Source organism: Rhodococcus sp. 4CII, from assembly GCF_014256275.1.
GTDB classification, from domain to species: domain Bacteria; phylum Actinomycetota; class Actinomycetes; order Mycobacteriales; family Mycobacteriaceae; genus Rhodococcus_F; species Rhodococcus_F wratislaviensis_A.
In genome coordinates, this window is sequence record NZ_JACCFE010000005.1 from 1 (window position 1) to 18,672 (window position 18,672).

Genomic DNA, 18,672 nt, shown 5'->3' on the forward strand with positions numbered 1-18,672 from the left:
GTCGTTCGGGTACGCGGCGGGGGATCGGGTGGACCTGATCTCGGAATGGATAACTGCGGACGGCAGCGTGGAGGAACGCCGCGCGGAGGACTTCCGCCTGGTGCCGTACCCGACCCCGGTCGGGAATGTGGCGGCCTACTATCCGGAGACGAATCCGCTGATCCCGCTCGATCACGTCGCGAAGAAGTCGAACACGCCGGTGTCGAAGGCGGTCCTGATCCGCCTCGAGAAGCGGGGCTGACCGGTGGGGCGGGTGACGACCCGGACCCCGGTCACCCGGATCACCGACACCAGGCAGTCGACCCGGCCGGACACCGTGGTGGTGGAGGAACCCCTCGAGATCCGGGTGAACGGGACACCGTTGGCGGTGACGATGCGTACCCCGGGTTCGGATGTGGAGTTGGCGCAGGGGTTTTTGCTGACCGAGGGCATCATCGCCGGGCGCGCCGACATTGCGTCGATCCGGTACTGCAACAGTGTCGACGAGCACGGCGTGAACACCTACAACGTGCTGGATGTGGATCTGGCGCCGGGGGTGTTCCTGCCCGACATGGGGATCGAACGCAATTTCTACACCACGTCCTCGTGCGGGGTGTGTGGGAAGGCATCCCTGGACGCGATCCGGCAGCGCACGCAGCATTCACCCGCCTCCGACACGGTGCGGGTGGAGGCGTCGACGATCGCGGAGTTGCCCGACCGGTTACGGGCGGCGCAGAAGGTGTTCGACACGACCGGCGGTCTGCACGCGGCGGGGTTGTTCACCCGGTCCGGGGAACTGCTGGCGGTCAAGGAGGACGTCGGACGGCACAACGCGGTCGACAAGCTGATCGGGTGGGCCACCGAACAGGACCGGGTCCCGCTGCGGGGCACCGTGCTGCTCGTCAGTGGCCGGGCGTCGTTCGAGTTGGCGCAGAAGGCGGTGATGGCGGGGATCCCGATCCTCGCCGCCGTGTCCGCGCCGTCGTCGCTGGCGATCGACCTCGCCCACGACACCGGACTCACCCTCATCGGATTCCTCCGCGACACCACCATGAACCTCTACACCACCCCGACCGCATCACCGCTTTCCGGCGCTGACAACCCGTTAGGAACGGTGATCGTCCTCTGGACCGGTGCTCGCGCAGTTGATGACAATGGCGAAGGCGCTTGACCTTCACCAGTGCCACCAACCCAGTTGGACCGATCGTTACCCCGCGAGATCCGCGAGGCGCACAGCGGGCGGCTCTGTCAACAACATGACACCTGACCGCTGAGCTTAGCCGTGCCATGCCGCGAACCCGACGAGGCCGGACACGGCACCTCTGCTACGTGACGAGGGCTTGTTGCTCCGAGCGCAGATTGTCGAAGACCGCCAACTCATCTGCATTGAGAGTGGTGTCGCCAATTCCTTCGAGCCCATTGCGACCCAGTCGACCCGTAACTCCCGCATATACGTTGTCATATCCGAACTCACCGTCGAGGCGTACGACTAATGGCAGCACACGATGTTGGTCGAGCACGACGGCCTCGGACTGTCCGGGAATCACGCGGACGAGGGGCCTCCAATCACACCTGTTTCCGCTTGTTGCGGGCACGTTCGCGCACTACCGGCGAACGGGTCGGTCGCTGCAGATCGTTCTGGTGGGCACTGTTCTCAGACTGGTGATGGCGCTCATTGAAACTGCCCAGTTCTGCTAACTGAAAATGCTCACTTGTGTGGCACCGCCAAACAGGGCGGGCCTTCCTCGATGCTGATGGTCTCTGACCACGCACCAGCACCCGAGAAAGGCCCGCCCACTCATGCTCACACAAGGAGAATCCGTGGAAGCACACGCCCTAAGGAAGCAAGGGTGGACGATCTCGGCGATCGCCCGACATCTGGGCCGCAACCGCCGCACCATCCGCAACTACCTCGACGGCACCACTGAACCCGGCATCCGCCGCCCCGCCGAGGTCGATCCGTTCGAGCCATTCGTCGCCTACATCCGTGCCCGTCTGACCGAAGACCCGCACCTGTGGGCCCGCGCCCTGTGCGACGAACTCGAAAACCTCGGCTACCGACAGTCCTACCAGACACTCACACGCGATCCGCATCCGCACACTACGCCCGACCTGCATCCAGTGCGCGACCGCGACGCAACGCCCGAACGCGTGCATCGAACACCCGGCAGGCGAAGAGACACAGTGGGATTGGCTGGAACTACCGGACCCTCCCACCGCGTGGGGATGGGGTACGAAAGCGTTCCTCCTGGTCGGGTCGCTGGCGCATTCGGGCCGGTGGCGCGCCTATCTGGCTCCGGACATGACCCGCCCGCAGGTCATCGCCGGGATCGACCGCATCACCCGCCGCTTCGGCGGTGTCACCAAGACCTGGCGGTTCGACCGCATGGCCACGGTCTGCCACCCGGCCAGCGGGGAGGTCACCGCCGAGTTCGCGGCGGTGGCCAAGCACTACGGGGTGTCGGTGGCGATCTGCCCACCGAGGCGGGGCAACCGCAAAGGGGTAGTCGAAGCCGCCAACAAAGGGGCCGCTCAAAGGTGGTGGCGCACCCTCGCCGACGAGGTGACCGTCGAGCAGGCACAGGCGAGTGTGGACAAGTTCTGCGCGCTGCGCGGCGACACCCGCATGCGCACCACCGCCGACGGCAAGCACACCGTCGCCACCGTGGCCGAACGTGAACCCCTCGCGCTGCCGCCGGCCGGCCCGTTCCCGGCGATCGTGACCGAAACCCGGCAGGTGTCCCGGCAAGCACTGGTGCCGTGGCGCGGCAACACTTATTCGGTGCCCCCGGAGTTGGCGATGGCCGAGGTGACGGTCAGTGAGCGTCTCGGCGACGGGCACATCGACATCGCGACCACCGCCGGGGTCGTGCTCGCCCGGCACCGGTGTGCCCCACCCGGCGCCGGCGTCCAGGTCCGCGATCACGGGCATGTCCTCGCCCTCGACGCCGCTGCGTTGGCCGCCGCGGTCACCGGTGGCCGACCGCACCGCAGCAAGGAACGCATCCCACCCGGCGAGGCGGCACGCAAAGAAGCAGAAGTGTTGCGCCACAAGTTAACCAACACCACACAGCACCGCGACTCGCTCGCCGCCTCAGCGACTGTGATCGACATGAGCGTCTACGAGCGCGCCGCACAGAACAGGACAACTCTGCCATGAGCACCACGAACAGCGGGCCGGCCGCTGCGCAAACCCAAGCGGCGATCTCGACGTATCAACAGCTCCGCGCTCATCTGGCCGTCCTCAAACTCGAGGCCGCCGCCGAAGCCCTGCCCCGGGTTCTCGACGAGGCCGCGGCACAGCAGTGGTCGATGACGCAGACGCTCGAGCATCTACTCGGGATCGAGGTGGAGGCCACCGAAGCCCGCCGGCTGGCCGGCCGGTTGCGGTTCGCGTGCCTGCCGACCCCGGCCACGCTCGACTCGTTCGACTTCGACGCCGCTGTCGGGGTGGATCGGGCGTTGATCCGCGAGTTGGGCACCTGCGCGTTCCTGGAATCGGCGACGAACGTCCTACTCGTCGGGGCGCCCGGCACCGGCAAGACCCACCTGGCGGTCGGGCTTGCCCACGCAGCGGTGCACGCCGGGTATCGCACCTACGTGACCACCGCCGCGGATCTGGCGGCTCGTTGTCACAAAGCTGCTATCGAGGGACGGTGGGCGACCTGCATGCGATTCTTCGCCGGTCCCACGTTGCTGGTCATCGACGAACTTGGGTATCTTCCGTTGCCGGCCGAGGCCGCGTCGGCGTTGTTTCAGGTTGTGGCGCAACGGTATTTGAAGACCTCGATCGTGATCACCACCAATCGCTCGGTTGCTGAATGGGGTGAGGTTCTCGGTGACACCACGGTTGCGGCGGCCATGCTCGACCGGTTGCTGCACCGTTCGGTGGTGCTCAGGCTCGACGGGGATTCCTATCGGCTGCGCGCTCACCACGCCCGCTCGGAAAGCCAGCGTGAAGCCACCCGAACCGCTCGTCGACCGCTAGAGTGAGAGTCGCTCACAAGTGAGCAGTTTCGGCGAGCATCCCTGAGCGCTTTCGATGAGCCTCATCACTGGTGCGAAGCATGCGACCACCGGGTGCTGCCCACGCATCCGTCGGTGCTGGCGGAGTTCCTCGCCGACCATCCGGCGGCGACTGCGACGCAGCGGCGACGGGTCACTGCGATCAACACCGTCCATGCGGAAAACAGACACCAGCCACCCCGCCGCGCCAAGGCCATTCGGCAGTTCCTCAACGATGCCCGGGCAGAACGCCTAGCAAGGGTCGCGACCACTGCTGCGCAGCAGATTCCGCGAGTTTTGTAACAGGTTGGCCCGCGGGATTGTTCGGCCGCAGCGACGCCCTCATCCTTGCACTGATTGCCCCCGGCCTGGGATTCAAGCAGATCGTCCGGTTACGCCGCGTCGACGTCGCCATCGAGGCAGACGTGCTGGTGATTGGCGCGGAGAGGGCGCGGGTTAGTGTTCCTGCGTCGCTATCAAACGGCCTATCTCCGGCAGGTGCGTAACTGAATTGGTCGAGATCCCAGGCTTCCTAGATCGCTACCCGAGTGCCCGACTCCTGGCCGACAGCCTAGACACGAACACGGTGGACCTGTCCGTCTTCGTCGACTCGGCCCGCCACGACACTCGGCCACTGCTGACCCCCAGTGACCGGTGGGGCACACGCCCCTTTCCCGACCGCGTTGTCCGCGCAGTCCATTGCGAGCATCGCCTGTGCCCACCTGACCGGGCAGGCTCCCGCTCATCCGCGGCCTCGGCACGACGACGTCCCGAAGCCGCGCAGGCCCGCAGCGCGGCGGGGCTGAACACCTTCGATATCGAGCTGGACCAGGGCTACAACGACCGCAGCATTCACGCGCGCCGGGACGCCCACACCCACTTCGAAGGCGTCGCAGACATCCTCGACAGCATCGAGAACGAGGCAGACAAACTCCTTGCCGACCTTCGCCATTCTCGAAGTACCCGAACTCAAGAAATGACAGGCCGCAGCAAGGACCGAAGATGACAACCAGTCAAGACGACGACCGGAGGCCAGACAGGGTGACGACGGAGCGGGTGTTGGTCCGGTCGGGGTTGTTGTCATCGAAGTCCTCTGTCCGCGGATGCCCAGTGCATCGATCAATGCGCTTCAGTACCGGTCAGTCCGGCACGGCAAGAGTGGAGGTATTCACGAAGGGTTCCCCGCTGGCGGAGGGTGAGCTGACTGACCATCTGTTCCTCGAGTGCGGAGACTTCCGCGCTATAGCAATCGAGCAGCTCCACTCCGGTCGCCGTGACACTCGTCAGCATCTGCCGGCGGTTGTGCGGGTCGACCCGCCGACTGACCAGACCGCGGCTCTCGAGCGCGATGATCATCTCTCCCATAGTTTGCGCTGTGACAAAGGAATTGCGCGCCAGCTCGGCGGAGGAGAGACCATCGCAGCGACGCAAGACCGTCAGAGCGGTGTACTGGAGCGCTGTGATGCCTGCGGGGCGCAGGATCGTGTCCATCCGTGACCGTATGGCAAGCTCCAACTGTTTGATCGCGTAAAGGAGACTCGGACCGAGGCCCTGTCCGTCACCGCTGCCGTGTTCCGAATTTGACTGATGCTTCACCGGTGGTGTCTCTTCCGCGTCCGCTGAACTCCATTCAAGCACGCCGCGGGGTATCCAGGATGGGTTGCGGCGGTCCAAGCCCAACGGGTAAGGGTGTCCATCTCCACCCTTACGCGGAGACGAAGTGAGCAGAATAGCGTGCTGCGTTCTCCTCGATCTGGTGTCGCTCACCGCTCGGCATGCCCCAAACTGCTGCATTGGTGCGCAAGATCCTGGCTATGTTCGCGTAGAACCTTGCCGGGCTCATGCCGAACTCGACGAGGATGTCACCCGGCCGCGCACCTCCGTAGGGTGCCCAGATCCGGGCCAGTTCGAGCATGGCCTGCTCTTCTGCGTTCATAACCTTTTCTCCTGCTCGAGAGGGTGGATGGTGTGTCACACCTGGCGGCACCCGCTGACGGAAAGGTTCCCGTGCAGGCCGGGTGCACCACGGAAATCCGGGTTGCTCACTGCCCTCGCGCGATCCATTCGGCGAGATGTGGTGCCTCGGTGCCGATCGTGGTTCCGTCACCGTGACCGGTGTGGACGAGCGTTTCTTCGGGAAGAGCGAACAGCCGGTCGCGGATCGATCCGATGATGGTCGGGAAATCGGAGTACGACCGGCCCGTGGCGCCTGGGCCACCGGAGAACAGGGTGTCGCCGGAGAACAGTGCCCCGGCCTCGGGCAGGTACAGGCACACCGACCCCGGCGAGTGACCGGGTGAGTGGATCACGTGGAGCTCGGTGCCCGCGATGGCGATCCGCTGCTGGTCCTCGAGATGCCAGTACTTGGCGTCGGGGTGGGTCATCTTCCACAGCACGTCGTCGCCGGGGTGGAGCAGCACTGGGGCGTGCAGACGTTCGGCGAGTTCGGGGGCGACGGTGACGTGGTCGTTGTGACCGTGTGTGCAGATCACCGCGTTGACGTGGCGGTCTCCGACCGCGTCGATGATCGGCTGCGCGGTGTGGGCGGCGTCGACGATCACGACGTCGGTGTCGTCACCGATCAGCCAGATGTTGTTGTCGACGTTCCACTCTCCGCCGTCGAGGGCGAAGGTTCCCTCGGTGACGACCCGCCCGATCCGAAACCTTCCGCTCATGACGCCACCACCTGACGCTCGCCGACTTCGGCCGAAGCAACCTCGTCCTTGTGCCGGGCGATCGCCAGTTTGAGATCGAAGTCCGTGTCGGCCGCCTGTTCCGGGGTGAGCGGCATACCGCTGGCAAGGATCTTTCGTGCCGCCATATGGTCGCGGGGCTTGTTGACCGACTCGACTCCGAGCAACCGGGTGCCGAGGAAGCAGAAGATGGAGAACGCCCCGCTGTCGACGGAACCACGAACCACGTGGGTGTCCGCGCCCGCGGTCAGCCCAGCCATCTGCAGTTTCGATTCGTACTGCTCGGACCAGAACCACGGCACACTCAGGTAATTGGTGCTGGTGCCGGTGAGTTGAGCGGCGAGGCAGCGGGCCTGATCGACCGCATTCTGCACGGATTCGAGTCGCACCAAACTGGCTGTTCCCGGGATCGGGTAGGCGGCGCAGTCACCGATCGCCGAGATGTTCTCGTCGGGTGTGCGAAGGTACTCGTCGACGACGATGCCGTTGTCGACGGGCAGGCCCGCCAGGGCGGCGAGTTCGATGTTGGGTACGACACCGATACCGACGACGACGGCGTCGGCGCGTATGACGTCGCCGGACGCGGTGGTGACCCCCGCTGCTCGGCCGTCGGCTTCGATGACCGTCTTCACGCCGGTCGACAGCCGCATGTGCACACCGTGTTCGGTGTGGGCGCTCGTGAAGTAGTCGGACATCGCCGAGGACAGTGCGCGGGCCATCGGCCGATCCATCGCTTCGACGACGGTGACCTCGAGACCCTTCTTGCGGGCCGCTGCGGCGACCTCGAGACCGATGAAGCCGGCCCCGATCACGACCAGGGACGAGCACGAGGCCATGCTCGAGGTGAGGGATTCTGCTTCGCCGGCGGTACGCAGGTAGTGCACACCGGGAAGGTCGGCACCGGGGACCGGCAGGAGCCGGTTGCGGGCACCGGTCGCCAGGATCAGATGGTCGTACTCGATGACGGTGGCATCGATCAGCTCCACCAGTTGTGCATTCCGATCGATGCGGACGACGGGCTTGCCGCACGCGAGCGTGATCCGGTGGTCGTCGAAGTATTGGGCCGGACGCAGCGCAAGGGATTCCCGGTCCGGATCACAGTGCAGGTACGCCTTCGACAACGGTGGCCGCTGGTAGGGCACACCCGGCTCGTCACCAACCAGGGTGATCGATCCCGCAAATCCGTGACTGCGCAGACTGACGGCGGCCTCGAATCCGGCCTGTCCGGAACCGATGATGACGATGCGGTCGACACTCATACCTGCTCCTCCGGAAGCCGGACGATCAAGCCGTCGACGTCGTCGGAGACCACGAGCTGGCAGGACAGACGACTTGCCTCGGTGCGGGGGCTGACGGTGTCGTCGAGCATTTCGTCTTCTTCCTCGGAGATCGAGGGAAACTTGTCCGCCCAGGGGCTTTCCACGTAGACGTGACACGTCGCGCACATGGCCTGGCCGCCGCATTCGGCGACGATGCCGTCGATTCCGGCGCCGATGGCGGCCTGCATGACCCTTTTGCCGGTAGGAACCTCGACCTCATGCTTGGTTCCATCAGGGTGAACGTAGGTGACGGTAGGCACGTCTATCTCTCTTTCACGGATAGTGCAGTAATGACGAACTCGGGTGGGGTGCCGGCAGTCGAGCCGGCACCCCACCGCCGACTCACGGCAGAACGGTCTCTTCGTCGCTGAACAGCATCGTCACTCCGCCGGAGGCGAAGTTCGCGACGTCGGCGGCGGCATTCTGACCCTCAGCGGAGGCGAATGCCTGCCCGGCCTCTTCCTTGCTCTCGAAGTACAGCTGCGCGAGCGCATACGCCGAGGGGGGATTGCCGTCGAGAGATTCACACTTGCCTGCGGCGAACCGCTTGACGCTCGGGATCTGCTGCACCAGAGGCAAATGCTTGGAGCTGTAGTGCTCGTCGAAGGCGGCCGGGTCGGCGGGCTGGTTGTAGACGATGGTGACGCGGTACATGGTGTCCTCGTTTCGTTGGGTCGGTCAGGGGCGGTCGGCGGGCACAGGATTCTGCTGGGGATCCCACTCGACCAACACGTGCTCGGGTCCCCGGAACGAGGTGTTGGGAAGGTAGGAGAATTGCTGTCCAGCAACGAGTGACATGTGCGGCAGGCGTCGCGAGACCTCTTCGAGGAAGACCTTCATCTCCAACCGCGCCAGCGTCGCGCCCAGGCACGTGTGGCTGCCGATGCCGAATGTCAAGTGGCGCCGGGCGTTTCCGCGGTGGATGTCGAAGTCGTCGGGCTCGGGGAACATCGAGTCGTCGCGGTTCGCCGACGCCATGACGATCAGCAGTCGACCGCCGGCCGGGATGTCGACTCCGCCGACAGTGGTGTCAACCACGGCCTTGCGGCGCCAGGCGACGACAGATCCGCTGTAGCGGAGGCATTCCTCGATGGCCTTGGGGATCAGCGTGGGGTCGGCGCAGATCTCTTCCCAGGAGTTGCGGTTCTCGAGCAGGGTGCGGAACGCGTTACCGGTGGCGTTGGTGGTGGTTTCGTGCGCGGCCACCACACCACTCATCATGATGTTCTGCAGGTAGTTGTCGTCGAAGAGGTCGGGGTGCTGCCGCTGCATCTCGATCGCGTGGGGGATCCACCCCTTCGCATTCGGGTCGGCCTTGAGTTTGTCGACCAGGCCACCGGCGAATTCCCAGAACTTCCCCATCCCGGTAGCGACTCGAGTCTGTTCGTCTCCGGTGGGGTGTCCCCAGGTGAACAGGGTCTGCTGCATCCCGAAGTGGCGGCAGGTCTCGATGTCCTCGTCGGGCACGCCGAGGAAAATGAGCGCGACGATGCAGGGAACCTCGTAGAGCAGATCGCCGATCAGGTCGGCCCGACCATCCTTGATGACCCGGTCCAGGTAGGTGTTGACGACCTCGCGGATCTTCGGTTCGAGGGTGGCGACGTTTTCGGCTTCGAACGGCTGCAGCAGCAGGCGGCGACGTTCGGTGTGGATCGGCTCGTCCTCGTTCACGATGGTCGGGCCGGGAGCGAACTGATAGCTGCCGAGGATCTGCAGCGCCTCGTCACTGATCGGGGTGATCTGGTCGAGAGTGATCGACGGGGAGAACACCGACGGTGTCTTGAAGATCTGCTTGATGTCCTCATAGCGCGTGACCACCCAGTAGTCGAGCAGTGGACTGTAGAACACCGGCTCTTCTTTGCGGGCTTCCCGCAGCGACGAGGATGGATCGACCTGGTAGGCGCCCTGGAACGGATCGAAGCCTGCCGCCATACCTGAAACGGGGCATCCGGTCGGGCTTTTCACGCCTTCCGGCGCGTGATCGACGGTCATTCGTCTCCTCCAAATTTGGATATAGGAGCTGTTGAGTGATTCCTGATGAGCGTATGATTCAGGTCACATGACGCGCTATCCTGTGAGCGCAGCAATATAGCCAATTGGCGCACTAACTGAATCGTTCTCGATTTAGTGAGACCAGAGAGACCGACAAAGTAGATGAGCGAAGACCCGGATCGCGGAAACGGCACGAAGACGTTTCTTTCCGACGATATCGACGAGGCGCGGGCCATCGGCAGCGATCTCTACTATCCCCATGAGGTTCGCGTCCTCGGAGACGAGCACATTTTTCAGATGCGAATGACTGCCGCCTCGTTCGGTCCCGTCACGCTCGGCCGGCTGGATTATTCGACCGAGGTGGAAATCTTCACCAACGAGCTGCGCGACTCCTATCAGGTGAACATCCCGATGCGGGGGGAGCTGGTGACCGGGTCTGGTCGCGCCCGGACCGTGGCGACCCCCCACCGCGCCGCGGTCTACCGGTGCGACCAACGGACCCTGCTGCGTGGGTGGGCCTCGCCCTATCCGACCCCGGTGCTGGCCCTGAAGATCGATCGCCGGGCACTCGAGGATCAACTCGCGGCACGGTTGGGAACCGAGATCGTCGACCCGATCGTCTTCGGCATGGACCTCGATCTGGACACCGTCGTCGGCCGTCAATGGCTTTCACTGGTCGAAGGTCTGTCTCATCAACTCGACAGTCCCGAGGCGTTGGCGCTGCATCCCATCGTCTCGACGCCGATGGCCGAGTGCTTGATGAGCGGGCTTCTCGTCGCCGCGGAGCACGACTACAGGGCAAGGCTGTACGAACCCAAGCCGGCCCTGCCGGGAATTGTCCGGCTCGCCGTCGATTACCTCGAGGCGCACGCGCAGCAGCCCCTGACGGTGGCGCAGGTCGCCAAGAACGTCGGGGTGAGTGTGCGGTCTCTGCAGGTGGGGTTCCAGAACTCGTTGGGTACGACGCCGATGCGGCAGCTGAAGATCATTCGCATGCAGAAGGCGCGCAAAGACCTGCTCAAGGCGGACCCGGCGAACGAGGGTGTCACCGAGATCGCACAGCGGTGGGGGTTCCTGCACGTCGGCCGGTTCGCCGGGGAGTACAAGGAGACCTTCGGAGTGAGTCCGTCGGAGGACCTGCGCACGGTGCCGTTCCGGTAGCAGATGACGATCCCGCGGAAGTGATCGTGTCCATTCACTTCCGCGGGATCGGGTGCCGTCCGGATCCGTCAGCGCCAACGTCTTGATCCGGAGGGGGAGGGGGCGTCGTGGCTACTGCACCACGGCGGCCAGGTTCGGTGCGGCGATCGTGAACTCTTCCCGGAAGATCAGCCGGGGCGCCATCCGACGTCGCTTGAGGGCCTTGACCGCCGCCTCGACCATTGCCGGCGGTCCGCACAGGTAGGCGCTCATGCCCTTGCAGGACGAGAAGTCGTCGAGCACGACATCGGTCACCATGCCCATGGCCCCGTCCCACTGTTCCTCGCTCAGCGCGGGGCGGTAGTGAAAGTGCTCATGCTGCTGTGCGAGGTCACGGAAGAAGTCGACGTCGTATAGATCCTCCTGGCGGCGTCCACCGTGGTAGAGATACAACTCCGGAACCAGGCGCTCGGCCAATGCATGCTGGACGATCGACTTCAACGGCGCCAATCCGGTACCACCGCCGATCAAGATCGCGGCCTCGTCCTGCTGCTTGACCAAGTTGAACTGGCCCAACGGCCCACGCAGAGAGATGCGGTCACCGACCTGCATCGGCCCGAAAATCCACCCGTCAGTGGCCAGACCCCCGGTCGTGAGTTTGACGTGGAATTCCAGGCTCCGCGTCTCCGTCGGCGGATTGGCCAGCGAGTACTGCCGGCCGACGTTGTGCCCGGGGACGATCAACTCGACGTACTGACCGGCATTGAACAGCATCGGCGTATCCACCTCGACCACCAGCCGACGGGTATTCGCCGCGATGTCCTCGAGTACCGTCACCGTGCCCTCGTAATCACGCAGTGGGAAGTGCGGAATTCCGTCGTCCCCGGCTCCGCCGATCGGCTCGACCGTCAGATCGGAGCAGGGGGTCGCCATACAGCCGAGAGCCAAACCTTCGGCGCGCTCGTCTGTGGTCAGGGTGTACTCGGGAGATTCGTTGTGGCGCACCTCCCCGCACAGCACCTTGAGTTTGCAGGTGCCGCAGGTACCCTGGGTGCACGAGTGCGGAAGCCATTCGTTCGCCCGCAGAGCCGCATCAAGGATGGATTGGTCTTCGGCAACGGTTATGTCCGAATTCTTACCCTGGATACGGACCGTGTAGTTATTAGCCATTTCCGACAGTGCTCCAATCCAATAAAAATGCTCCCGAAGTGCCCGATCCATTAATCTCCGGACCGGACACTTCGGACCTCCGGAAATGTGATTCCGTTACACTTCCCATTTAACGAACAATTGCTTCGGTCCACGGAAACCCCAGCCCCAGAAATCGACCTCGTGAGCCTCGTCGCGTTCCAGGTTCGGAATGGCCTCGAGCAGTTCCTCCAGGCCGATCCGGATAACCGAGTTGGCGAAATAGGTACCCGCGCAGGCGTGCTTTCCGCCACCGAATGTCATGTTCGGAAGCAGGGCCCGATCGATATCGAATTCAGTCGGGGCGTTGTAGGCGTTCTCGTCCTGGTTGGCCGAGCCATAGGAGAGCATCACGATCGACCCCTCCGGCAGTGTCACGCCACCGACCTCGACCTCGTGCGCGGCGCGCTTGACCACGGCAGACCAGATCGGCGCCACCCAGCGCATGCCTTCCGAGACCGCCCGGGGGATCAACGCCGGGTCGTCGACGACCCGTTCGAGCTGTTCGGGCTTGGTGAACAGTCCTGCCAGCGTGGTCGCCATCGCGTGCCCCGGCTCCTGCATCGCTCCGAGGAGGAAGACGTACAGGTTGGGGTAGATGACATCGCGGCTGCGGGTCTCACCTTCGGGCATACCGTCGTGCAGCCAGTGGGAGATCGCGGTGTGATCGGGTTCTTTGATCCACTTGTCGATCTTGGGATCGACGTGGGCGATGATCTCGGCCTTGGCCTCGTCGCCGGGGATGAATCCGTCCGGGTTGGCGAATTCGCCGTTCTCGTCGACCGCGGCGTTGGTGAAGGACACGCTCAGCTTGTGGAACCATTCGCGAAGCTTGTCGGTACTGACGTCATCGAGTCCGAGGAGATCGCCGAGAGCACGAACGCTGACCGGCTCACAGTACGCAGCCACGATGTCGGCGTTTCCGTCGTTCTCGATCTCGGCGAGTCGCTGACGTGCGAAGGGGCGCACCAGATTATCGATGTACTTGTCGACCGCTGAGGGCTGCAGGTGCGGTTCGACCATGTCCCGCAGCTTGCGGTGTTCGTCGCCGTTCGTGTTGAGCAGTGCGCCGGGTCCGAAGGTGCGGCCTCCGGCCGCAGAGATGACGGCCGGCCAGTTCTCGGCGTCCTTGGCGATGTCGGCGCACAATTCCTTCGTCGACACGATGTACATGCCCAGCGCAGGGACGAAGGCCACAGGGGCCTCTTTCCTCAGACGCTCGTAGAACGGATAGGGGTCGGTCTCGAGCTCTTCGATCGTGATCTCGTCGATGAAGCTCTGGGTGGAAGTCATGGTGCTCCTTCTGCTTCGGGCCCGCGTGCAGTGGGGACTCGCGCTGGTTCACTCGTGCGAACCGACAACCGAGCGAAAGTGGATGGGTTCAGGTGTGAGGTGCGGTGGCGTCGATCGACGATCCCGACCTGCACAGCCCCGCCGAACAGTGTGTGATCCAGCCCTCGCGACTACAAAGAAGTTGTGCCGCTTATCGGCACACCGAGGTGGATCACGTGGGTGTGACCAGATTTCCCGGTCACACCCACGTGCGTATCAGGACGCCGGCGCGCCGGCGACGGCGCGAGACTGGTCGATCTCGTCCGGGACCACCTGCTCGGCAGCCGCTGCGTCGGGGCCGGGGCCGCCGGGGCCGAAGTGCGCGTACTTCTCGATGTGCTGGTCGAGCGAGAGCGGGCTGGGGGTGCCGTAGGTGAAGTAGGTCTCCCACGGAAGCTTCGCGCCGCCGATCGCCAGCCCGGTGTCGATGTCGGACATCTGCCAGGTCTTGGTCTCACCGTCGGGATCGAGGTGCAGGTACCCGACCTCACCGAACAGCTCGATGCGGTTGCCACCAGGTTCGAAGACGTAGAGGAACTGGGCCTGGGTGATGCCGTGCTTGTCGGGGCCGGCTTCGATGCGAATGTCGTAGTCGCGGAACATCTCCACCGCGTCGATGTTGTGCTGGCCGGTGCCGTAGTAGAACGCGAGGTGGTGCATCTTGCCGCGTTCACCCTGCGCGTCCCGCAGACAAGCCACCTCATGGCCGAGGATGTTCGAACTCATCCACGCACCGATCTCGGTGTCACCGTCGACGACGCGTTCGGTGGTCCGGAACCCGAGGTGGCGCTCGAATGAGTTCTTCACCGCGCTGACATCGCTGGCAAGCAGGTTCAGGTGGTCGATGCGCTTGACCGGGATGCCCTGCAGCGGCTTCTTCGACGGGCGGGTAAGGATCTTGGACTGCAGCTCCGGCGGGGCCTGGTACTTCTCGACCTCCCACAGCAGTTCCAGGTTGTGCCCGTCCGGGGACTGGTAGGTGAAGGTCTTGCCGTACCCGAAGTCGCTCTCGCGCCACGCTCCGTCGACGTTGGCGTCCTTGAGCGAGGCTGCCCGGCGTTCGAGCGCCTCCGGGGAGCTGGTGCGCAGCGCGGCGTGGCCGAGTCCGGCCTGGGTGGATTCGGTGACCTTCAGGCTCCACTGATAGGGGTCTTCATAGGCGCGCAGGTAGACCGACTGCCCCTCGGTGTGGGTGATGTACATCCCGAGGAACTTGGTGAAGAAGTCCACCGTCTCCTGCGGCTTGGGGCTCAGCAGTTCGGCACGGGCGAGATGGGAAATCTCGAACCGAGGGTCACTCATAAGTCGTCTCCTTTGTTGCCTGCCTGAGATCGGCAGTGTCCGCTGACCGACCGCGTCGTGAGGTGGGGTGCCCCACCGGCGACCGGGACCAGTGCGGAGTGGCGTTGTCTGGCGCTTCGGGTGCTTGCCGATTAGGTATCAGCTTGTGTCCGATGTCACGAGCATGATCCGAATCACCCGCTGTCCGCTACACAATCCAGAATTGCCGAACAAGCGACGAAAAACACCCCGTCATAGTTCGGAGATTGGGCAACTCTGCGTAGCGCGGATGTCCGCGGCGCTAGATTGCGTTTTCTGGCCTGCCGGGCCCGATAGCACAGCTCACCCAACTCGCAACAGCAGTCCGCGCGCACAGCCGAGCCTGGTTTCGGTTGTCCACCGAGTTCACCACGCGGGCGAGGAAGGGGCTGAGGCGCTCGCGCTTGCGCCTCACCGAGGTTTCTCCGCCCATCGCTCATCGCGGATTGCGGTCCGTGGCCGGTATCCTCGCGCTCAGAAGTTCGGGGGCGTATGCCCTGCACACTGTTTCTAGATGCGCTTGAAGAGTGCGGCGAGGGCCTGGCCGCCGCCGATGCACATGGTGACGATGCCGAGTTCGAGGTCGCGGCGCACGAGGTCCTTCGCGAGGCGCAGGCTCAGGATCGCGCCGGTCGCCCCGACCGGGTGACCCAGAGCGATGGCACCGCCGTACGGGTTGGTCTTCTCCGGGCTGAGCTTCGCGTCCCGGATCACCGCGACCGCCTGCGACGCGAACGCCTCGTTCAGCTCGATCACGTCGATGTCGCCGGGGGTGGTGCCGGTCTGCTCGAACAGGTTCGCCAGCGCCAGCACGGGGGCGTATCCCATCAGGGCCGGGTCCATCGCCGCGGTCGCGACGGCCTCGAGGGTGACCAGCCCGGTCAAGCCCTTCTCCTGCGCGGCGGACTGTGTGGCCAGCACCAGGGCCGCAGCGCCGTCGTTGATACCGGACGCGTTGCCCGCGGTCACCGACCCGCCCTCCTCGAACGCCGGCCGCAGCTTCGCCAGGGTCTCGAGGGTGGTGTCGGGCTTGGGGTGCTCGTCGACGTCGATCGTCTTCGGGCGGCGGCCCCCGATCTCGACCGGGGTGATCTCCTGCGCGAACGCGGCCTTGGCGGCCTCGGAGGCGGCGCGGCGCTGGGATTCGACGGCGAACTCGTCCTGCTGCTGCCGGCTGACGTCGTACGTGCGGGCGACGGCCTCGGCGGTGCGGCCCATGTGCACGCCACCGAACGGGTCGGTCAGGATCGCGACCGTGCCGTCGACGAGTGTGCGGTCACCGAGCTTGTAGCCGGAGCGGGCGGAGAAGTCGTAGAACGGCATCCGCGACATGCTCTCGTCGCCGCCGGCGAGGGCGAAGTCCACCCCACCCCAGCGCATCTGCTGCGCCGCCGACCAGACCGCCTGCAGACCGGACCCGCACAGCCGGTTGACGGTGTACGCAGGGGTCTTTTCGGGAAGTCCGGCGGCGAGGGCGACGCGGCGGGCGTTGTAGGCGTCCGGTCCGACCTGACCGATGCAGCCCATCACCACCTCGTCGATGTCGCCGCCCGGTACCCCGGCACGGTCCAGCGCGGCCTTGACGGCGGTGGCACCCAGTTCGTGGGCGGGCACGTCCTTGAACGCACCACCGAAGCTGCCGATCGGGGTCCTCGCGCCGTCGACTACGACGATCGGTTCAGGAGAATTCATGGAAAACCTGTTCTTTCAGCTGGATTGGATGAGGGGTTCGTGGGGGGTCGGGGCCCGTGCCGCTATTGGTATTGTCGGCTTTCGGCCAACTGCAGCCAGAGCCGTCGTCTGTCTTCGACGGGCAACTGGGATGGATAGTCGTCGAGGATCCGCGCGAGCTGTTGTTCGTACCTCCCAGTCGTCATTCCGAACCGGGTGATGAGCTCGTCGGATGGCGGGGTGCCGTACGGCAACCACTGGCACGCGAACTCGATGATCGCTGTATCGAAACTGTCCACGAACGGACTCCCTTCACTGGCGAACTCGGGACTACCTAGCTACCGGCCGCTCAGTGTGCGGTGCGAACCGGGCCGGGAAGTGCCTGAGTCGGGATATCGGAACAACAGCATCGGTAAGGGCCCCGGTTGTTCGCACCGTGAAAACGATCAGGTGTGAAACTCCTGGCCGCTGTCCGCTCGATCACAAACATGGGATTGTTGTGTCCGGCATCACAGCAATGACGGTCGCGCTGTGCCGATTTGATCGGAATATGCGAACGACCCTGGACGGCATCGGATGACCCTCGGCAGTGTTCCGCGGTGACCACCACGGGTGAGGTATCCCGGCGTACCGACAGAACGCGATCCGCAGCTGCAACACGATCGAACGGGGTCGCACGTGTTTGCCGCGTCCGTCCAACGCCTTCTTGAACACGCCCCTCATCTACCGAACGAGTACACGAAGGAACGGTCGATGCTTGTCAGACGATCTTCGAAAATTCTTGTGGCACTGGGAGTAGCGTTCATCGCCCTAGCAGCCCTTCTACGGTTCGTGCTGGTGCCCTCACTCTCGAAGCTGCCCGGTGACCTCGACGTCAACCCGGTGTACGAAGGCACCGGCACATTGCTCAATGCTCAAGCGCTACAAGCCGGGGACATCCCCAACGTCATTGCCTCAGGTGTTCCCGTGACCATCAACCGTCACATCTACGTATCCAGCACCGATGGCGACACCGCAGTGGCGCACGACGACGTCACTCTCGAGGCGGCCGGCCAGGCGGTCCCGTCCAACCACACCTACGCAGTCGATCGAAAGACGATGGACGCGGCGACCGGGCAACCGCAAGACGGCGTGGAACCACACAGCGGAATGACCATCGCCCTGCCACTGCACCCCGACCCGTCGGCGAGTTACCGCTACTACGATTCAGCCACGAAGTCGACAGTCCCCATGACGTATGTCGACTCGGGCACAGTGTCCGGGCGTGACGTTCTCAACTACACAGTCGAGGCAAAGGGGGCGCTGAGTGATCCCGCCATCGCGGGCACGCTACCGCCGGCACTGCCCAAGGCGCTGGTCAGCTCTCTTACGCCGCTGCTGCCGCCGGACGTGCAGCAAAGCCTCGGTGGTGCACTCGAGCAGCTTCCCGATCCCGTCCCGTTCAGCTACACCGCGGTCACCCGGATCAACCTCGCCGCGGACCAAACCCTGGGCACGCCGATCGACGCGAACCTCAGCCAGCAGATCATCGCCAACATCGACGTCAACGGCCGGTTGCTTCCCCTCATGCCGGTCATGTCGATCGACACCGCGCTCACCGACCAGTCGATCGCGGATGCAGCGGCGGCAGCGGAGAAAACAAGTACTCAGCTCAATCTGATCAGCGTGATCGCACCCCTCGTCCTGCTGGTGCTGGGAGTGTTGGCGCTCGCAGTCGGCGTCCTCCGCCGCGGTCCACGTCCGGCCGCCCTGGCGCCCGTCTCACACGAGGAGACGCCGGTCCGTTAGCCACCCGAGATGGGTCCATGGCGCGGGCCGGGAGATTGACCGACCTGGTAATTCGGCCCGCAGCGGTCAGTCTCCTGAGCCATGCGGAGTGCCCGGGTACAGCACAGCCGTACCCGGGCGCTTCCATGCGCTGGCGATGCACGCGGAGGGGCTACCCGATTCGGGAACGGCAACGCGCGAAATCCCGCCCTGGGATGCCTCACCCCGATCACGGACGCGCGCGGGCCTTCGCCGACGCGGACGAG

The 18,672-nt window shown here is 64.6% G+C and carries 17 protein-coding genes and 2 pseudogenes; 7 read left to right on the top strand and 12 right to left on the bottom strand.

Annotated elements, in window-relative coordinates; genetic code table 11:
- The 5 genes and pseudogenes from H0B43_RS39600 to H0B43_RS39620 all read left to right on the top strand — a co-directional run.
- Positions 1–241 (top strand): annotated as a pseudogene (locus H0B43_RS39600) (hypothetical protein); the annotation flags it as partial.
- 3 nt (positions 242–244) lie between these two features.
- The gene (gene fdhD / locus H0B43_RS39605) at positions 245–1,150 is read left to right on the top strand and encodes a formate dehydrogenase accessory sulfurtransferase FdhD (RefSeq protein ID WP_312034137.1); all 906 of its coding nucleotides are present in this window, start codon (positions 245–247) and stop codon (positions 1,148–1,150) included.
- 629 nt (positions 1,151–1,779) lie between these two features.
- Positions 1,780–3,139: pseudogene (locus tag H0B43_RS39610) on the top strand (transposase).
- Positions 3,136–3,972, top strand: coding sequence for an IS21-like element helper ATPase IstB (istB, locus tag H0B43_RS39615; protein ID WP_185730485.1), 837 nt, complete (start codon positions 3,136–3,138; stop codon positions 3,970–3,972). The pseudogene H0B43_RS39610 and the gene istB overlap by 4 nt, the downstream one beginning before the upstream one ends.
- 523 nt (positions 3,973–4,495) lie before the next feature.
- A complete protein-coding gene (locus tag H0B43_RS39620; protein WP_185950120.1) occupies positions 4,496–4,990 on the top strand; it encodes a hypothetical protein in 495 nt (164 codons plus the stop codon).
- Between the two features lie 113 nt (positions 4,991–5,103).
- Here the strand turns inward: H0B43_RS39620 and H0B43_RS39625 are convergent, their stop codons facing one another.
- From H0B43_RS39625 to H0B43_RS39655, 7 genes are all read right to left on the bottom strand, one after another.
- Entirely contained in the window at positions 5,104–5,475 is a 372-nt protein-coding gene (locus H0B43_RS39625; protein ID WP_252190382.1) for a MarR family winged helix-turn-helix transcriptional regulator, read from the bottom strand.
- 214 nt (positions 5,476–5,689) lie between these two features.
- Positions 5,690–5,920, bottom strand: coding sequence for a DUF3263 domain-containing protein (locus H0B43_RS39630; protein ID WP_185730488.1), 231 nt, complete (start codon positions 5,918–5,920; stop codon positions 5,690–5,692).
- A 106-nt stretch (positions 5,921–6,026) separates the two neighbouring features.
- Positions 6,027–6,659, bottom strand: a complete 633-nt coding sequence (locus H0B43_RS39635; protein WP_185730489.1) for an MBL fold metallo-hydrolase — start codon at positions 6,657–6,659, stop codon at positions 6,027–6,029.
- Positions 6,656–7,936: an NAD(P)/FAD-dependent oxidoreductase gene (locus tag H0B43_RS39640; protein WP_185730490.1), complete on the bottom strand. Its 1,281-nt coding sequence runs from the start codon at positions 7,934–7,936 to the stop codon at positions 6,656–6,658. The genes H0B43_RS39635 and H0B43_RS39640 overlap by 4 nt, the downstream gene beginning before the upstream one ends.
- Positions 7,933–8,256 carry a 2Fe-2S iron-sulfur cluster-binding protein gene (locus H0B43_RS39645; RefSeq protein ID WP_015889129.1) on the bottom strand — a complete coding sequence of 108 codons (324 nt, stop codon included), beginning with the start codon at positions 8,254–8,256 and terminating at the stop codon, positions 7,933–7,935. Before H0B43_RS39645 ends, H0B43_RS39640 begins: the two co-directional genes overlap by 4 nt.
- An 82-nt stretch (positions 8,257–8,338) precedes the next feature.
- Positions 8,339–8,650, bottom strand: coding sequence for an EthD family reductase (locus H0B43_RS39650; protein ID WP_185730491.1), 312 nt, complete (start codon positions 8,648–8,650; stop codon positions 8,339–8,341).
- A gap of 24 nt (positions 8,651–8,674) precedes the next feature.
- The gene (locus H0B43_RS39655; RefSeq protein WP_185730492.1) at positions 8,675–9,988 is read right to left on the bottom strand and encodes a cytochrome P450; all 1,314 of its coding nucleotides are present in this window, start codon (positions 9,986–9,988) and stop codon (positions 8,675–8,677) included.
- A 162-nt stretch (positions 9,989–10,150) separates the two neighbouring features.
- Here H0B43_RS39655 and H0B43_RS39660 point away from each other — a divergent pair, with 162 nt between their 5' ends.
- Positions 10,151–11,149, top strand: coding sequence for an AraC family transcriptional regulator (locus H0B43_RS39660; protein WP_206016346.1), 999 nt, complete (start codon positions 10,151–10,153; stop codon positions 11,147–11,149).
- Between the two features lie 111 nt (positions 11,150–11,260).
- Here the strand turns inward: H0B43_RS39660 and H0B43_RS39665 are convergent, their stop codons facing one another.
- The 5 genes from H0B43_RS39665 to H0B43_RS39685 all read right to left on the bottom strand — a co-directional run bounded on the left by H0B43_RS39665 (position 11,261) and on the right by H0B43_RS39685 (position 16,938).
- The gene (locus H0B43_RS39665; RefSeq protein WP_185730605.1) at positions 11,261–12,298 is read right to left on the bottom strand and encodes an NADH:ubiquinone reductase (Na(+)-transporting) subunit F; all 1,038 of its coding nucleotides are present in this window, start codon (positions 12,296–12,298) and stop codon (positions 11,261–11,263) included.
- Positions 12,299–12,394: 96 nt separating this feature from the next.
- Positions 12,395–13,609, bottom strand: coding sequence for a cytochrome P450 (locus H0B43_RS39670; RefSeq protein WP_185730493.1), 1,215 nt, complete (start codon positions 13,607–13,609; stop codon positions 12,395–12,397).
- 255 nt (positions 13,610–13,864) lie between these two features.
- Entirely contained in the window at positions 13,865–14,950 is a 1,086-nt protein-coding gene (locus tag H0B43_RS39675) for a VOC family protein (protein WP_185730494.1), read from the bottom strand.
- 528 nt (positions 14,951–15,478) lie between these two features.
- On the bottom strand, positions 15,479–16,660 hold the full coding sequence (locus H0B43_RS39680; RefSeq protein WP_185730495.1) for a thiolase family protein: 1,182 nt from the start codon (positions 16,658–16,660) through the stop codon (positions 15,479–15,481).
- 62 nt (positions 16,661–16,722) lie between these two features.
- Positions 16,723–16,938, bottom strand: coding sequence for a hypothetical protein (locus tag H0B43_RS39685; RefSeq protein ID WP_185730496.1), 216 nt, complete (start codon positions 16,936–16,938; stop codon positions 16,723–16,725).
- Positions 16,939–17,392: 454 nt separating this feature from the next.
- Between H0B43_RS39685 and H0B43_RS39690 the strand changes: the two genes are divergently transcribed.
- Positions 17,393–18,427, top strand: coding sequence for a porin PorA family protein (locus H0B43_RS39690; RefSeq protein ID WP_185730497.1), 1,035 nt, complete (start codon positions 17,393–17,395; stop codon positions 18,425–18,427).
- Positions 18,428–18,672 lie beyond the last annotated feature (245 nt).

Bases quoted from the DNA above. Each gene is read 5' to 3' on its own strand.
- H0B43_RS39670 (WP_185730493.1), bottom strand. From the start codon at position 13,609: ATGACTTCCACCCAGAGCTTCATCGACGAGATCACGATCGAAGAGCTC.
- H0B43_RS39660 (WP_206016346.1), top strand. From the start codon at position 10,151: ATGAGCGAAGACCCGGATCGCGGAAACGGCACGAAGACGTTTCTTTCC.
- H0B43_RS39665 (WP_185730605.1), bottom strand. From the start codon at position 12,298: ATGGCTAATAACTACACGGTCCGTATCCAGGGTAAGAATTCGGACATA.
- istB (WP_185730485.1), top strand. From the start codon at position 3,136: ATGAGCACCACGAACAGCGGGCCGGCCGCTGCGCAAACCCAAGCGGCG.
- H0B43_RS39655 (WP_185730492.1), bottom strand. From the start codon at position 9,988: ATGACCGTCGATCACGCGCCGGAAGGCGTGAAAAGCCCGACCGGATGC.
- H0B43_RS39625 (WP_252190382.1), bottom strand. From the start codon at position 5,475: ATGGACACGATCCTGCGCCCCGCAGGCATCACAGCGCTCCAGTACACC.
- H0B43_RS39635 (WP_185730489.1), bottom strand. From the start codon at position 6,659: ATGAGCGGAAGGTTTCGGATCGGGCGGGTCGTCACCGAGGGAACCTTC.
- H0B43_RS39675 (WP_185730494.1), bottom strand. From the start codon at position 14,950: ATGAGTGACCCTCGGTTCGAGATTTCCCATCTCGCCCGTGCCGAACTG.
- H0B43_RS39630 (WP_185730488.1), bottom strand. From the start codon at position 5,920: ATGAACGCAGAAGAGCAGGCCATGCTCGAACTGGCCCGGATCTGGGCA.
- H0B43_RS39650 (WP_185730491.1), bottom strand. From the start codon at position 8,650: ATGTACCGCGTCACCATCGTCTACAACCAGCCCGCCGACCCGGCCGCC.
- H0B43_RS39680 (WP_185730495.1), bottom strand. From the start codon at position 16,660: ATGAATTCTCCTGAACCGATCGTCGTAGTCGACGGCGCGAGGACCCCG.
- H0B43_RS39640 (WP_185730490.1), bottom strand. From the start codon at position 7,936: ATGAGTGTCGACCGCATCGTCATCATCGGTTCCGGACAGGCCGGATTC.
- H0B43_RS39690 (WP_185730497.1), top strand. From the start codon at position 17,393: ATGCTTGTCAGACGATCTTCGAAAATTCTTGTGGCACTGGGAGTAGCG.